This is a genomic window from Streptomyces sp. NPDC003032, from assembly GCF_053591415.1.
In genome coordinates, this window is record NZ_JBSFTT010000007.1 from 135,032 (window position 1) to 149,958 (window position 14,927).

14 protein-coding genes are annotated in these 14,927 nt (G+C 71.9%); 7 read left to right on the forward strand and 7 right to left on the reverse strand.

Translation table 11 applies throughout. The features are described from left to right. Entirely contained in the window at positions 1 to 855 is an 855-nt protein-coding gene (gene efeU, locus ACWDZ7_RS12430; RefSeq protein WP_451796631.1) for an iron uptake transporter permease EfeU, read from the forward strand. A 21-nt stretch (positions 856 to 876) separates the two neighbouring features. Then, positions 877 to 1,872, forward strand: coding sequence for a hypothetical protein (locus tag ACWDZ7_RS12435; RefSeq protein ID WP_451796632.1), 996 nt, complete (start codon positions 877 to 879; stop codon positions 1,870 to 1,872). 7 nt (positions 1,873 to 1,879) lie between these two features. Here ACWDZ7_RS12435 and ACWDZ7_RS12440 read toward each other — a convergent pair whose 3' ends face one another. Continuing rightward, positions 1,880 to 2,605, reverse strand: coding sequence for a bifunctional DNA primase/polymerase (locus ACWDZ7_RS12440; RefSeq protein WP_451514535.1), 726 nt, complete (start codon positions 2,603 to 2,605; stop codon positions 1,880 to 1,882). A gap of 176 nt (positions 2,606 to 2,781) precedes the next feature. Here ACWDZ7_RS12440 and ACWDZ7_RS12445 point away from each other — a divergent pair, with 176 nt between their 5' ends. Beyond that, positions 2,782 to 3,612, forward strand: a complete 831-nt coding sequence (locus ACWDZ7_RS12445) for a glycerophosphodiester phosphodiesterase (RefSeq protein ID WP_451796633.1) — start codon at positions 2,782 to 2,784, stop codon at positions 3,610 to 3,612. Here ACWDZ7_RS12445 and ACWDZ7_RS12450 read toward each other — a convergent pair. Continuing rightward, the gene (locus tag ACWDZ7_RS12450; protein WP_451796634.1) at positions 3,596 to 4,231 is read right to left on the reverse strand and encodes a TetR/AcrR family transcriptional regulator; all 636 of its coding nucleotides are present in this window, start codon (positions 4,229 to 4,231) and stop codon (positions 3,596 to 3,598) included. The two genes, ACWDZ7_RS12445 and ACWDZ7_RS12450, sit on opposite strands and share 17 nt — an antisense overlap. A 190-nt stretch (positions 4,232 to 4,421) precedes the next feature. On the opposite strand from ACWDZ7_RS12450, the gene ddaH reads away from it, so the two are divergent. Beyond that, the gene (ddaH, locus tag ACWDZ7_RS12455) at positions 4,422 to 5,324 is read left to right on the forward strand and encodes a dimethylargininase (protein ID WP_451796635.1); all 903 of its coding nucleotides are present in this window, start codon (positions 4,422 to 4,424) and stop codon (positions 5,322 to 5,324) included. Here the strand turns inward: ddaH and ACWDZ7_RS12460 are convergent. Further along, on the reverse strand, positions 5,269 to 7,269 hold the full coding sequence (locus tag ACWDZ7_RS12460; protein ID WP_451796636.1) for a glycoside hydrolase: 2,001 nt from the start codon (positions 7,267 to 7,269) through the stop codon (positions 5,269 to 5,271). The genes ddaH and ACWDZ7_RS12460 overlap by 56 nt on opposite strands. A 190-nt stretch (positions 7,270 to 7,459) precedes the next feature. On the opposite strand from ACWDZ7_RS12460, the gene ACWDZ7_RS12465 reads away from it, so the two are divergent. Further along, positions 7,460 to 7,960 (forward strand): hypothetical protein, encoded by a 501-nt coding sequence (locus tag ACWDZ7_RS12465; protein WP_451514540.1) that lies wholly within the window; start codon positions 7,460 to 7,462, stop codon positions 7,958 to 7,960. 1 nt (position 7,961) lies between these two features. Here ACWDZ7_RS12465 and ACWDZ7_RS12470 read toward each other — a convergent pair whose 3' ends face one another. From ACWDZ7_RS12470 to ACWDZ7_RS12485, 4 genes are all read right to left on the reverse strand, one after another. Further along, entirely contained in the window at positions 7,962 to 8,903 is a 942-nt protein-coding gene (locus ACWDZ7_RS12470; protein ID WP_451796789.1) for a small ribosomal subunit Rsm22 family protein, read from the reverse strand. Positions 8,904 to 9,104: 201 nt separating this feature from the next. Further along, on the reverse strand, positions 9,105 to 10,277 hold the full coding sequence (locus tag ACWDZ7_RS12475) for a serine hydrolase domain-containing protein (protein WP_451796637.1): 1,173 nt from the start codon (positions 10,275 to 10,277) through the stop codon (positions 9,105 to 9,107). After that, positions 10,232 to 11,521 carry a multidrug effflux MFS transporter gene (locus ACWDZ7_RS12480; RefSeq protein ID WP_451796638.1) on the reverse strand — a complete coding sequence of 430 codons (1,290 nt, stop codon included), beginning with the start codon at positions 11,519 to 11,521 and terminating at the stop codon, positions 10,232 to 10,234. Before ACWDZ7_RS12480 ends, ACWDZ7_RS12475 begins: the two co-directional genes overlap by 46 nt. Before the next feature lie 109 nt (positions 11,522 to 11,630). After that, positions 11,631 to 13,265 carry an alkaline phosphatase D family protein gene (locus tag ACWDZ7_RS12485; RefSeq protein WP_451796639.1) on the reverse strand — a complete coding sequence of 545 codons (1,635 nt, stop codon included), beginning with the start codon at positions 13,263 to 13,265 and terminating at the stop codon, positions 11,631 to 11,633. Between the two features lie 133 nt (positions 13,266 to 13,398). Between ACWDZ7_RS12485 and ACWDZ7_RS12490 the strand changes: the two genes are divergently transcribed. Both ACWDZ7_RS12490 and ACWDZ7_RS12495 read left to right on the forward strand, forming a co-directional pair. Continuing rightward, a complete protein-coding gene (locus ACWDZ7_RS12490; protein WP_451796640.1) occupies positions 13,399 to 14,193 on the forward strand; it encodes an SDR family oxidoreductase in 795 nt (264 codons plus the stop codon). Between the two features lie 188 nt (positions 14,194 to 14,381). Continuing rightward, positions 14,382 to 14,852, forward strand: coding sequence for a lamin tail domain-containing protein (locus ACWDZ7_RS12495; RefSeq protein ID WP_451796641.1), 471 nt, complete (start codon positions 14,382 to 14,384; stop codon positions 14,850 to 14,852). Positions 14,853 to 14,927: the final 75 nt, after the last annotated feature.

Here is a 14,927-nt window from a genome sequence, read left to right on the forward strand (position 1 = left end):
ATGTTCGGCAACTATCTGATCGGCCTGCGCGAGGGCCTGGAGGCCAGTTTGGTCGTCTGCATCCTCATCGCGTACCTGGTGAAGACGGAGCGGCGGGACGCGCTGGCGCCCATCTGGATCGGCATCGGCGTCGCGGTGGCGCTGGCGCTCGGCTTCGGCTGCGCGCTGACGTTCGGCTCGCAGGAGCTGACGTTCCAGGCGCAGGAGGCGCTCGGCGGCTCGCTGTCGATCGTCGCCGTGGGCCTGGTGACGTGGATGGTCTTCTGGATGCGGCGCACGGCGCGGCACTTGAAGGCGGAGCTGCACGGCAAGCTGGACGCGGCGCTGCAAATGGGCACGGCCGCGCTGGTCGCGACCGCGTTCCTCGCGGTGGGGCGCGAGGGCCTGGAGACCGCGCTGTTCGTCTGGGCCTCGGTGCGGGCGTCGAACGACGGCTCGCACGGCCCGCTGACCGGCGTGGTCCTGGGGCTGCTCACCGCGGTCGCCCTGGGCTGGCTGTTCTACAAGGGCGCGGTCCGCATCAACCTCGCGAGGTTCTTCACCTGGACCGGCGCGATGCTGGTCGTCGTGGCGGCGGGCGTCCTCGCGTACGGCGTGCACGACCTCCAGGAGGCGGAGTTCGTCGGCGGGCTGCGGGACAAGGCGTTCGACATCAGCGCGACGATCCCGCCGGACAGCTGGTACGGCACGCTCCTGAAGGGCGTCTTCAACTTCCAGCCGGACCCGACGGTCGTCCAGGTCGTCGTCTGGCTGCTGTACCTGGTCCCGACGCTGGTGTTCTTCTTCGCCCCGACGCGGTCCCCGAAGGCCGCCGACGACGCCGTGAGAGGCCCCGGTAGGGTTCGGGCCCGGTAAGGGCGTAGGTGAAGGGACCCCATGAGTAAGGTGCGCAGGCTTCCCGGTCTCAGCCGTCCGGTCGCGGCGGCGGCAGCGGTGACCGCCTTGTCGATGACGGCGGCCGGTTGCGTGACGGTGCACGGCGAGCGTGAGGTCGTTCCCGCGGCGACGGAGGCCGAGGCGGCCAAGGCGCTGAAGGACTTCCTGGCCGCGTACAACAAGGCGGAGAAGACGTACGACCCGGCCGCGGACGCCGCCCGGGTCACCGGCCCGCTCGGCGCCATCAACCAGGCGGGCCTGAGGTCACGGCAGATCCAGCACCCGGGCGGCAACCCGAGGGCGACGCCGCTGAAGCTCACGGACGTGACGTACGCGATACCCAGGAAGGCCGGCTGGCCGCGCTGGTTCGTCGCCGACACCAAGGCGAACCGGAAGGTCGGCGTCGACACGCGCTGGCTCTGGGTCTTCACCAAGGGCGGCCCCGACCAGTCGTGGCAGGCCTCCTATCTGAACCTGGTGGCGCCCTCCAAAGTGCCCGAGCTGAAGAAGGACAAGGACGGCTGGGCGGTGCCCGTCGAGGCCGGCGCGGCGGATCTGGCCGTGGCGCCCAAGGATCTGGGCAGGACGTACACGGCGTTCCTGAAGGCGGGCGGCGACACGTTCGCGCCGGGTGACCACACCACGAAGTGGAAGGCGCTGCGCGACCGGAACACCAAGCGGCTCGGTGTGGGCGTGCAGTATCTGGACTATCCGCAGAACTCCGGTACGTTCGCGCCCGTGGGGCTGCGGACGCGGGACGGCGGGGCGATGGTCTTCTTCGCCACGCACCACTACGAGAAGCAGACGGCCGCGAAGGGGATCGACCTCAACCTCGACCCGGACGTGAAAGCGCTCCTGAAGGGCGACGCGAAGCAGTCGGTGACGCTGGAGCGCGTCTCGAACCAGGTGGTCCTCGACCCGGCGAAGTCCGGCGGCGACAAGGTCGCCTTCCTGGGCCGCATCCAGGGGCTCACGGGAGCCAAGGGCGACGACTAGGGGGTCCCTAGCCCCGCGACGGCCAGGCGGCGATGTCGTGGTGGGGCTCCCCCGCGACGCGGGCGCATTCGTCGGTGAGGGTCTCCAGGAGCGTCAACGGGTCCGGCAGCGGGTGCTCGGGGCCGCGCACCCAGCGCACGTCCAGGTCACCGGGGAGCTTGGCGGGCGGCACCAGGACATAGGAGCCGCGGCAGTGCCAGCGCAGGCCCGGGTGCTCGTCCATCGTCTCGGGGTGGCAGTCCAGCTCGCAGGGCCACCACTCGTCCTCGTCCTCGGGGGTGCCCCGGGTGGCGGTGTAGAAGAGCATCCGGTCGTCGCCGGACTCGGCGACGGGGCCGACGTCGATGCCGGCCGCGAGCAGCCGCCGCAGGGCCTCGCGCCCGGCGTCCATGGGCACGTCCAGGACGTCGTGGACCATGCCGGTCGCGGTGATGAAGTTCGCCTGCGGCTGGTGGCGGGCCCAGCGCTCGATCTGGCCGCGGTCGGTCGTGGACTGCGTCTGCCAGGCGAAGGAGACGGGGTGGCGGGCGGGGGTGGGGCAGCCGATGCGGTCGCAGGAACATCGGTACCCCGAGGGATACGCGGCCGGGGCGAGCGGCAGCCCGGCGCCCGCGGCGGCGGTCAGCAGGTCCTCGCGGGCCCGGTCATCGGCCGCCGTGTCCTTGGGACGACGTCGAAGCCACTGGGAAATCCTGCCCTGCCCGCCGGACCGGCTGCCGAACTCCGCGCCCATCTAGCCCCTCACCTCGCCGTTGTGCCGAAACGCATGACCCATGGTCCCACCATCCTGCGCCTCAGGGGGCCGGAGCCCACATCCGGGGTGGCCCGGGTGATGCCGACCACTGGGGGATATTGCTCCTCATTTCCCCCTAAGTGGTGGTCTGCCCCTTACCCCCCTACGGTGTCGCCATGGCCATTAGGACTGCGCTGACAGGCCTCACGGCGCTGACCCTCACCGCGCCGTACGGCTTTCTCGGCCCGATCGAGTGGGGCCGCGACCCCCTGACCCTGGACGCGCTTCCGCGCGTCGTCTACACCGCGCACCGCGGCGGCGCCCTGGAGGTGCCGGAGAACAGCATGGCGGGGCTCCTGGCGGCGTACGAGCGCGGCACCGCCCAGGTCATCGACTTCGATACGCGGATACTGCGCGACGGCACGCTGGTGGTCATGCACGACCGGACGCTGGACCGCACCACCTACGCGGCGGGCCCGGTGCGGCTGCTCGACCGGCACGAGTGGCACCGCGTCCTGCTGCGGCCGGACACCTCCGTGCCCGGCCGGTGGCGCCCGGAGCGGCCACCGACGGTCGAGGAGGTCCTTGACCGGTTCGGCGGACGGATCATGCTGATACTGGAGGCCAAGGACCCGTCGAGCGTCACGAAGCTCGCCGAGATGATCCGCGCCCGTCGTCTGGCCCGCTCGGTCTTCGTGAACTCCAACCGGCCCGACATCGCGCGCCGCGCCCACGAGCTGGGCATGCTCACGCAGCTGTGGCGCTCCAAGGCACAGATGCGCACCGACCGGCCCGAGCGCTGGGCCGCGTACGTGGACGTCCTGGACGTGGACTACAAGGCGCGCGACAGCGATCTGCTGCGCGCGGTGAACTCCGGCGTCCCCCGGGTGTGGGCACACACGGTGACCACGCCGCGGCAGCGCGACCGGGTGCTGCGGCTCGGCTGCAACGGCGTCATCACGGACGCTCCGGGACTTCTGTCGCGTACGCCTAGGGGCGCGGGGTGATGCCGTGGAGGGCGTACTCGACGAGCTTGTCCACGTAGTCGTGGGTGAGGGGGCCCGAGCGCATCAGCCAGCGCTGGGCGAGCGGGCCGGCCCACAGCTCCAGGGCGACGCGGGGGTCGACGTCGGGGCGGACGTGCCCCGCGTCCTGGGCCTGGCGGACCCGCTTCACGAAGAGCTGGAGCTGCGGTTCGAGGAGCTTCTCCACGAACTCCGCGCCCAGGTCGGGGTTGAGCAGGCCCTCGGCGGCGAGGGCGCGGTAGGGGGCGTCGTACTTGGGGTCGTTGAACTCGTCGACGGTGGCCCGCATCACGAACTTGAGGTCGGCCTCCAGGTCCCCCGAATTCGTGATCTCGGTCTGGGTGACGCCCTCGCCCGCCTGTTCGCTCGCGGCCTCGGCCGCCTGCTCGCCGAGGTCGAGGAAGGCGTCGAGCAGCACGGCGCCCTTGGACGGCCACCAGCGGTAGATCGTCTGCTTGCCGACGCCGGCGCGGGCCGCGATGGCCTCGATCGTCAGCTTGGCATAGCCGACCTCGCCGACGAGGGCGAGGGCGGCGTCGTAGATCGCGCGGCGCGAGCGTTCGCTGCGGCGCGTGGAGTCAGGGGCGGTCTTCTGGGCCATGCCGTCGAATGTAGCAGCGACCGAACCGATACGTACCGTCTTGGCAATACGTGGCGTCTCGCTCAAAGTCGCCGGGTGTCGGTGGCTCCCGCGGCAACCTCCCCCACGGGGGACGGCGACTGCTCCACCATGGGCTGCAGCTGACCCACCCGGGGCAGCATCTGACCCTGCGGTACGTGAGGAGCCTTCGTTGTCCCGTTTTCCTCGCTCTCCTCGGCGCGCCACACCCCGGCGCTATCTGATGTGCCCACCGGCACACTTCAAGGTCACGTACTCCATCAACCCCTGGATGGATCCCGCCAAGCCCGTCGACGTCCCGCTCGCCGTCGCCCAGTGGGAGGACCTGCGTGACCGCTACCGCTCCCTCGGCCACACCGTCGAGGAGCTGACCCCCCGCCGCGAACTGCCCGACATGGTCTACGCGGCGAACGGCGCGACCGTCGTCGAGGGGCGCGTGCTCGGCGCGCGCTTCGCCTACCGGGAGCGCGAGGGCGAGGCGGCGGCCCACCTGGAGTGGTTCCGCGCCCACGGCTTCACCGAGATCCACGAACCCGCCCACATCAACGAGGGCGAGGGCGACTTCGCCGTCACCTCCTCCTACGTCCTGGCCGGGCGCGGCTTCCGGGCCAGCCCGCTCTCGCACGGCGAGGCGCAGGAGTTCTTCGGCCGCCCGGTGATCGGGCTCGACCTCATCGACCCCCGCTACTACCACCTGGACACCGCGCTCGCCGTCCTGGACGACGCGGCGGACGACGTCATGTACTACCCGCCCGCCTTCTCGCCCGGCAGCCGGGCGGTCCTGCGCCGCCTGTTCCCCGACGCGGTGATCGCCGAGGAGCCCGACGCCGAGGCGCTCGGGCTCAACGCCGTCTCCGACGGGCTCCATGTGCTGCTCCCCCAGGCCGCGTTGGGCCTCTTCGAGCCGCTGAGGGCGCGCGGCTACGAGCCCATCGGGATGGACCTGAGCGAGCTGCTCAAAGGCGGCGGCAGCGTGAAGTGCTGCACGCAGGAGCTGCGGGGCCGGCCAGTTGGGCCGGCTAGTCCTTGTGGAGTTCCGCCGGGCAGAGCCGGCGCGGCGCGTCGTCGCCCTTGAGGCGGGCGTCGACGCAGCCGCCCGGCAGTCCCTCGTACGCCTTGTCCCCGAAGTTGGCCGTCACCTTCAGCGTGCCCTTGCCGAAGACCGTGCGCTGGACGGTGCGGTCCTTCGTCAACTGCCGGAAGGAGGTGAGCTGTTCGGTGCCGGCCGCCTTGTGCAGGGGCGAGAAGTACTTCTGGAGCGCGGCGAGTTCGGCGCCGTGCTTCTTCAGCGACGGGCCGTCCAGAACGTAGTTGAGGGGGGTGTTGTAGAGCATCGCGAGCAGGGCGCGGGTGGTCTTCTGCGCGGGGAGCTTCTCGTACGAGAGTTCCCAGCGTTCGGTGTTGACGAGGGAGCCGTGCAGCGCGGTCTCGTAGAGCGGGACGCGGTAGCGGGGGTCGTACATCGCCTTCGCCAGATCGGCGGGGAGGCCGACCGGCTTGAAGAAGACGCCCGGGGCGTTCTCCGGGTAGTAGCCGCCCCACTTCTCGCGGTCCTTCTGGAGCTTCCACATGCCGTCGGCGACCGGTGTCGCCCCGCCGTGGTCGAAGGCCAGCGCCTTGTTCGCCCACGCCTGTGCGGTCTCCGAGCCGAGGACGAGGCCCTGGTCCGCGATGCGCCGCATCCGCGCGAGGCGGTTCTCGCGGCCCTCGGCCTTGGTCATCCGGTGGCCCTTGCCGTGGTCGCGGAAGAGTTCGCCGGTGGCGTCGACGTCGAGGAAGTAGCTGTCGGCGCCGTTGGCGACCATCGCGCGGGTGCGGTCGGCGAGGTAGTGGTGCTTCTTCTCCGCCTGTTCGAAGGCCTGCGAGCTGAGGTAGCAGCCGCGCCCGCCGAAGCCGGTCTCGGGGCCGCCCTTGGCGTCCCGTACGCAGAAGTCCGGGTAGACGGTGCCCGGCCAGACGGCGTTCGGGGCGTCGGCGGCCTTCGGGTCCTGGCCGTTGGCGAAGGAGTCGTAGGGGCCGACGAGGTACCCGGCCTTCTTCGTGGCGCCCACCGCCGCCTTGTCCGGGTACGGCTCCCCGTCGTAGCCGAGCCACATCCGGTCGACGCCGAGCTTGCGGAGCTGTTCGACGGCGGGGGCCTTGCGGGCGTCGCCCCAGGTGTAGGCGTGGAAGGCGCCGAGGAGGCGGCCGGTGGCGGGGTTCTTCGCGATCTTCCGCTTCAGGCTGCCGAGCCGGCCGCGCTCGGCGAGGTAGGAGCGGTAGTCGGCGGCGGGCGCGACCGGGTCGCCGTCGGTCAGGGCGAAGGTGACGGAGTAGTCGCGGGTGCCTTCGCCGCCGTCGAAGGCGTGCTCGGCGGTGGCGCGCAGCCGGCCTCCGGGGGCGGTGAGGCCGAGGGTGGTGCCGATGTCGGTGGGAGTGAGGTAGCTGACGCCGGTGCGCCTGCCGAGGGAGTAGCCCCACAGCGGCAGCGTCAGGTCGGCGCCGACGTCGACGGTGCTGCCCGCGAGGGCGCCCTTGCCGGTGGTCCAGAAGGCGTCCTTGACGGGGATGTCCATACCTTCCCCCCTCGGGAGTTGGAGGGACGAGGCGGTGGTGTCGGTGCCGGTGACGGGCCAGCTGACGGAGGTGTCGCGGTGCGCCTTCAGGCTCATGGAGAGGCGGCCGTGGTCGGTGCGGGCGGTGACGTCGATGCCGCGCTCGGGGTAGCTCCAGCGGGCCCGCCCCTTGCCGGTGCGCGTCACCGGGCCCGGTCGGCCGAGGTCGGTGCCGGAGGCGTCGGAGAGGGTGACGTCGCGGCCGTCGCGGGTGTGGGCGCGTACGGCGAGCGACGCGGTGTCGACGACGGCCGTGCCGCCGGTGACGGCCAGTTCGACCCGCTTGCCGTGCGGGGGCTCGGCCCCGGCGGTGAAGGCGTAGGTGGTGGCTCCGGCCGCGGCGAGGGCCAGGGCGACGGAGAGGGCGAGGAAACGGCTCTCCGACCGCCTGCGGGCGTGGCCGGGGGAGCTGATCTTGGTTGTCATAGGGATGTGAATAGTCACATCACTTAAGAAGCTTGTAAGAAGCGCGTCAACTCCACTTACCGGTGGTCCTCGTGGTACCAATACGGGCGCACGGGAACCGCAGACGGCTCCCTTGCGTCGCACCACGACAACCGAACAGTGGGCCCACCCGGGCCCAGGGGGAAGAAGAGGTATCAGCGCAGTGAACCGCATGCGCACGTCCGTCGCAGTCCTGGCCACCGCAGGGGCACTCACCGCCGCTCAGCTCGGCACGGCGGGGGCCGCGTCCGCGTCGCCGAAGCCGACGCCGCGAGCCGCGTCGGCCGCTCCGAGCGCCGCTCCGCGGAGCTCCGGCTGCCCGATCGACATCGTCTACACCTCCCGTTTCCAGATCGACCGGAACGGCTGGGTGACCAACGGGGGCCTGTACTTCGGGCTGAAGAACAAGAGCACCAAGAGTTTCAAGAAGGTCAGCTTCACGGTGACCAACGTCAAGAACATCCGCTTCGGCAAGGCCACGCCGAAGGGCGGCAAGGTCACCCGCAAGACGTCGAAGACCGTCACCGTCTACGACAAGAGCCTCGCGGGCAAGGCCAAGCTCGGCGTCAAGGTGCGCACGCACCTGCTGAACACCAGGTCGTACAAGGTGAAGTTCAGCGTGCGCGGCAACGGCTGGAACTGCTCCGTCGACCAGGGCACCTGGGGCGCCTGAGTCACTCCTCGGACGCGGACGGGGGCGGCCACGCGTCGCCCCAGTCCGCGTCCCGCGCCGCGCGGTAGAGCGCGCCGTGGCGCTTGGTCACGGTCTGCCGGCGCAGCTGCTCCTCGGCCCCGCACAGGTCGAGGAGCACCTGGCCCTTGCGGATCTGGGGCCGGCGCACCACCCGGTCCCGCGGCAGGGCCGGCTCGAAGCGGGTCGCCGCGACGTAGCTGAACTTCTCGTCCTCGTACGCCAGTGAGCCGCCCTTGACCTGGCGGTGCAGGGACGACCGGCTGACGCGCGCGGAGAAGTGACACCAGTCCGTGCCGGGCTCGATGGGGCAGGCCGCGCTGTGCGGGCAGGGCGCGGCGACCCAAAAGCCCGCCGCGATCAGCCGGTCGCGCGCCTGAAGGACGCGGGTGTAGCCGTCGGGGGTGCCCGGCTCGACGATGACGACGGCCTGCGTGGCCGCGTCGGCCGCCGCGTCGACGACCGAGCGCCGGTCGGCCTCCGTCAGCTCCTTGAGGACGTACGAGACGGTGACGAGGTCGGCGCCGTCGACGGCGAGCGACGCGCCGATACGCTCCCGCCGCCACCGCACGGAGCGCAACTGCGGCGCGGCGGCCGCCAGTTCACGCCCCAGCGCGAGGGCGGGCTCCGCCCAGTCGAGGACCGTGACCGGGCGCTCGCCCTCCCAGGTCGCCGCGGCCGCCCAGACCGCCGCGCCGGTTCCGCCGCCCACGTCGGCCTGGCTGCCCGGCGCCCACCCCTCGGGCGCCGCGTCCGCGAGCGCGCCCAGCGCGGAGCGCACCGCTTCGAAGGTCGCGGGCATGCGGTAGGCCGCGTATGCGGCGACGTCCGCGCGGTCCCGCAGGATCGGGGCGTCGGTCGGGGTCCGCCCCCGGTAGTTCTCGATCAGCCGCGCCACGGCCTGCGAGGCCTGCGTGGGCGGCATCCCGTCGAGCAGCCCTGCGAGGGCGCCGCGCAGGGTATCGGCCGGGGAGTTCAGGTCGTTCACCCAGCGAGTCTACGGGGGCCGGGCCCCGTCAGGGGCGCGGGGAACTGCGCGAGCAACCACGACGCACCCGCGGTCGCCCCAGACCCGCGCCCCTACGGCGCGACCGCGTCTGCCAGAGGGCGCGTCACGCCAGGCCCCTTAAATCCGCGCCCCGCGAGCCAACCGCGTGGCCGCCCTCGCACGAGGAGAGCTGTCCCCGGGCCGCCGCCGGGGATGCACCGTGTTGGCCAGCAGCACCAGGAACGTATCCGTGGCGGGGTCGAGGACGAGTGACGTCCCCGTGAAGCCCGTGTGGCCCGCCGCACCCCGCCCCGCCAGCTCGCCCATGAACCACGGCTGGTCGATGCCGAAGCCGAGGCCGTCGTCCATCAGCATCAGCTCGACGAAGTCGGGGCCGAGGACGCGGGCCCTGCCGTACGAGCCGCCGCACAGCAGCGTCCGGCAGAACACCGCGAGGTCACGCGCGGTGGAGAAGAGGCCCGCGTGCCCGGCCACGCCACCCAGCGCCCAGGCGTTCTCGTCGTGCACGACACCCCGCAGCATCCCGCGGTCGGCCTTCGCCCACGGCTTGCGCTGGTCCTCCGTGGCGGCGGCGTCCGGGCGGGGACCGAAGCCGGTGTCGGCCATGCCGAGGGGGCGGGTGATGCCCTCGCGTACGAGGACGTCGAGGGGCAGGCGGGTGACGCGCTCAAGGACGTGCTGGAGCAGCAGCATGTTCAGGTCGGAGTAGACGTACTCGCCGGGCTCGGTGACCGGCGCCTGGGCGCGCAGGGCCGCGAGGCGCGAGGCGTCGTCCGGGCAGTCGTACAGCGGCAGCTCGGGCCGTAGCCCGGAGGTGTGCGTGAGCAGCTGGCGGACCGTGATGCCGTGCTCGGCGGCGGCCCTGAACTCGGGGACGTACGCCCCGACGAGCGCGTCGATGCCGAGCGTGCCCCGCTCCAGCTGCTGCACGGCGGCGACGGTCGTGAAGAGCTTGGTGAGCGAGGCCAGGTCGAAGGGCGTGTCCGTGCGCGTCGGGACGCGCCATTCGCGGGGCAGCTCGACACCGGCGTCGCTCTCGGCGTCGTAGGAGGCGTACCGCACCGCCCAGCCCACGGCCTCCTCGGCGGCGATGACCGGCCCGCGGCCCGCGATCACCACGGCGCCCGCGCACCAGGGGCGCGGCCCGCTCGTCAGGCCGCGCACCTCAGCGACCAGGCCGTCGATCTCGTCCGGGTCGAGGCCCGCGCGCTCGGGGGTGCCGGGGCGCAGAAGTCTGGGTGCGCTCAGTGGTCCGCCTCCTCCGTGGGCGTGTGCTGCCAGGGGCGGCACAGTCCCACGAAGCAGGCGATGGCCGCCAGCGCGCAGACCAGCTGGACGACGGCCATCGGGACGGCGGTGTCCTCGCCCGCGATGCCGACGAGCGGCGAGGCGATGGCGCCGATGAGGAAGGAGGACGTACCGAGGAGCGCGGAAGCGGAACCGGCGGCGTGCGGGGTGCGGGTGAGGGCGAGCGACTGGGTGTTGGGCATCGCAAGGCCCATCGCCGACATCAGGACGAAGAGCCCGGCGGCGACGGGGAACAGGCCGGCGTCGCCGAAGACGCCGGCCGTCATGAGCAGCAGTGCCGTCGCGGCGACGGCGATGGCCGTCAGGCCGAACGCGAGCACCTTGTTCAGGCTGACACGGCCGACGAGGATCTTGCCGTTGAGCTGGCCGACGGCGATCAGGCCGATGGAGTTGACGCCGAAGAGGAGGCTGAAGGTCTGCGGGGACGCGCCGTAGATCTCCTGGATCACGAAGGGCGAGGCGGAGATGTACGCGAAGAGCGCGGCGAACGCGAAGCCGCCCGCGATCATGTAGCCGGTGAAGACGCGGTCGGCGAGGAGCGTCCTCATGGTGCGCAGCGCCTCGACGGTGCCGCCGCTGTGCCGCTTCTCGGGGGCGAGGGTCTCGGGCAGGCACCGCCACACCAGGAGGGTCAGCGCGATGCCGACGCCGGTGAGGACGACGAAGATGCCGCGCCAGTCGGTGAAGCGCAGGACCTGGCCGCCGATGAGGGGCGCGACGACCGGGGCGACGCCGGAGATCAGCATGAGGGTGGAGAAGAAGCGGGCCATCTCCACGCCGTCGTACAGGTCGCGGACGACGGCGCGGGCGATGACGATGCCGGCCGCGCCCGCGAGGCCCTGGAGGAGGCGGAAGCCGATGAGGAGTTCGGCGGTGGGCGCGAAGGCGCAGATCGCGGTGGCGGCGATGTAGACGAGCAGGCCGATGAGGAGCGGGCGGCGCCGTCCCCACTTGTCGCTCATGGGGCCGACGACGAGCTGGCCGAGGGCCATGCCCATCAGGCAGGCGGTCAGGGTCAGCTGCACGGTCGCGGCGGGGGCGTGCAGGGCGTCGGTGACCTCCGGCAGGGCCGGGAGGTACATGTCCATGGAGAGCGGGGGGACGGCGGTGAGGCCGCCGAGCACGAGGGTGACCAGGGCCCCGGTGCGGCGGAGGGCGGCGGAACGCTCGGGCTCCGCCGCCTTCGCTATCAGGTGCTCTTCCGTGGTCTGCCCGCGCTCAGGCATCGCGCCCCTCCCGGTTGATCGGATACGCCGTCCATGGTCGCAGGTCCGGGTGGGTGGAGAGCACCGACGTGTATCCGGCCGCCGAGGCGCTCAGCGGCCGGACCGGCGGCTACGCGGGCCGCAGCCCCGGGTCGCCCGCCTCCGTCACGAAGGACGCCGCCGTCTTGAGGGGGGCACCCGGCGTCGTGACCGCCGAGACCGTCTTGAAGTCCGCCCGTGCCGCGTCGGCGCCGAGCGCGACCGTCACGTATCCGCGTCGCCCGTTGTAGAACTTCAGATGCGGGTTGGCCTTGGTGTACGTGTCCCAGTTGGCCGGCTTGTCCGCGCCGTCCTTGCCGCTCGCGATGGATGTCGCGACGATCTCCGTGCCGACGGTCCTGGACGACGGGTCGTCGAAGTCGGCCTTGATGTCGAAGGCGTAGCCGACGTGCACGTCGCCGGTGAGGACCATGAGGTTCTCCAGGCCCGCGGCCTTCGCGCCCGCGAGGACCCGCCGCCGGGAGGCGCGGTAGCCGTCCCAGGCGTCCATGGAGAGCTTCGCGTTCGCGGTGAGGTCCAGCTTGCGCTGGGAGAAGGTGACCTGCTGCGGGACCACGTTCCACAGGGCGCGCGAGCGGCGCCAGCCGTCGATGAGCCAGCGCTCCTGCGTGGCGCCGGTGATGGTGCGCTTCGGGTCGTCCGACTCGGGTCCTGGGGCGTGCGCCTTGTCGCCGTACGCCTGGTCGGAGCGGTACTGCCGGGTGTCGAGGATGTCGAACTGGGCGAGGCGGCCCCACGTCAGGCGCCGGTAGAGCTGCGCGTCGGGGCCCTTCGGCTGCTGCGGGCGGCGCAGCGGCAGGTTCTCCCAGTAGGCGCGGTAGGCGGCGGCGCGGCGCAGCAGGAACTCGGCGGGCGGGTTGCCGTTCTCGTCGATGTCGTCGGCGTAGTTGTTCTCGGCCTCGTGGTCGTCCCAGGTGACGACGAAGGGGTGCGCGGCGTGTGCGGCGCGCAGGTCGGGGTCGGACTTGTAGAGCGCGTACCGCAGACGGTAGTCCTCCAGGGTCTGCGTCTCCTTGTTGTAGTGGGCGGGCAGCGTCCGGTCGGTGTAGCCGCGGGCGCCGCCGGCCGCGTTGACCGCGTACTCGTAGAGGTAGTCGCCGAGGTGGAAGACGACGTCGACGTCGTCCTGCGCCAGGTGCTTGTACGCGGTGAAGTAGCCGTCGTGGTACGCCTGGCAGGAGACGGCGGCGAGGGTGAGGGCGCCGGTGCGGCTGCCCGGCGCGGGCGCGGTGCGGGTGCGGCCCGTCCCGCTGACCCAGCGGCCCGTACGGAAGCGGAAGTAGTAGCCGCGGCCCGCCTCCAGGTGGTCGACCTCGACGTGCGCGGTGTGGTTGAACTCGGGGTGCGCGGTGGTCACGCCTCGTCTGGCGATCCGCCGGAAGCGGGCGTCGTGGGCCAGCTCCCAGTGGACGGGGACGCGCTTTTTGGGCAGGCCGCCGCCCGGCTCGTAGGGGGCGGGGGCGAGCCGGGTCCAGAGCAGGACCGAGGAGGGCAGCGGGTCACCGGAGGCGACGCCGAGAGTGAAGGGGTCGTCCTTGATGCGGCGGGTGTCCAGCTCGGCGGCGCCGGCGACGCCCGCGGTGGGCAGTTCGGTGGCGAAGGCGAGCGCGGCGGCGGCGCCCGTGACGGTGAGGAAACGGCGGCGCCCCAAGTGGCGGGCGGCGGCCCTTAGCTCGGGCGAGTGCTGCTGGGCTGCGAGTGTCATGTGGCCCTCCCCTGACGATTGGTGTCAGGGGCATGTAAGTGGCGGGGGACGACGTCCGCCTGTCACGTACACAACAGCCGCATGGCGGTCGGATGATGTCCGCGTGGACGGCCCTCCCGTACGCTGCGGGGCCATGAACGCTGAGCGAACTGCCTCATCCGACGCGCCGGGAACCGTCGCGAAGACCGCCGTGATCACCGGAGCCGGCTCCGGGATCGGCCGCTCCGTCGCCGTCGAACTGCTGGCCGCGGGCTGGTCGGTGGCGCTCGCGGGCCGCCGCGTGGAGACCCTGGAGGAGACGGCCTCCCTCGCCTCCGCGAAGGACGGCGCCGTCCTGTGCGTACGGACCGACGTGTCGTGGCCGGACGACGTGGCCGCGCTCTTCACGGCCGTACGCGAGCGCTTCGGGCGCCTGGACCTGCTCTTCAACAACGCCGGTACGTTCGGTCCCGGTGGCGTCCCGGTCGAGGAGCTGCCCTACGACGCGTGGCGCCACGTCGTCGACACCAACCTCAACGGCGCGTTCCTGTGCGCGCAGGCGGCCTTCCGGCAGATGAAGGAGCAGGTCCCGCAGGGCGGCCGGATCATCAACAACGGGTCCATCTCGGCCCACACCCCGCGCCCGAACTCGGTGGCGTACACGGCGACCAAGCACGCTCTGACCGGCCTGACGAAGTCCCTCTCCCTGGACGGGCGCCCGTACCGGATCGCCGTCGGGCAGATCGACATCGGCAACGCCGCGACCGACATGACCGAGCGCATGCAGTCCGGGATCCTCCAGGCCGACGGCCGGCTGGCGAGCGAGCCGGTGATGGACGTCGCGGACGTGGCGCGCACGGTGCGGCACATGGCGGAGCTGCCGTTGGAGGCGAACGTCCAGTTCGCGACGGTGCTGGCGACGAACATGCCGTATGTCGGGCGGGGCTGACGCCGGAGGGAGGGCGAGGTCGAGGGCGAGGCCAAGGGCGCGGTCAAGGGTGAGGCCAAGGGTGAGGCCAAGGGTGAGGCCAAGGGTGAGATCTCCACAAGTGGAATAGGAAGTACCGCCTCAATCCAGGGCAGTGCGCGCCGTATGCTCAGCTCCTCTCCACGCGAAATTCACACTTGGAGCACTCCTTGCGCATACGCACCATGGCCCCCGCGATCCTCGCCACGACCGCCCTGTCGGTGTCCCTGCTCGCCGCGTCGCCCGCCTCGGCGGCGACGGCGCGCCACCAGGGCGGGCTGCACCTCGGCTACATCCAGTACGACAGTCCGGGCCGGGACACCCGTTCGAACTCCTCGCTGAACGCGGAGTGGGTGAACATCCACAACAGCGGCCGGTCCGCGGTCCAGCTCAAGGGCTACAAGCTCAAGGACAACACCGGCTACACCTACACCTTCGGCAGCTACAGGATCGGCGCCGGCAAGACCGTCAAGGTCCGCACGGGCAAGGGCACCAACGCCTCCGGCGTGCGCTACTGGGGCCGCGGCAGCTACGTCTGGAACAACACCTCCGACAAGGCCCGCCTGGTCAGGCCGAGCGGCTCGCTCCAGGACTCCTGCTCCTGGACGCGGAGCGACCGCGGGACCAAGAACTGCCACTGACCACCGCCGAGGGGGAGGCAGGGTGACCGCTCCGCGGTGGACGGGCCCGCGGTTGGGGCCGCGGGAATGACCCGG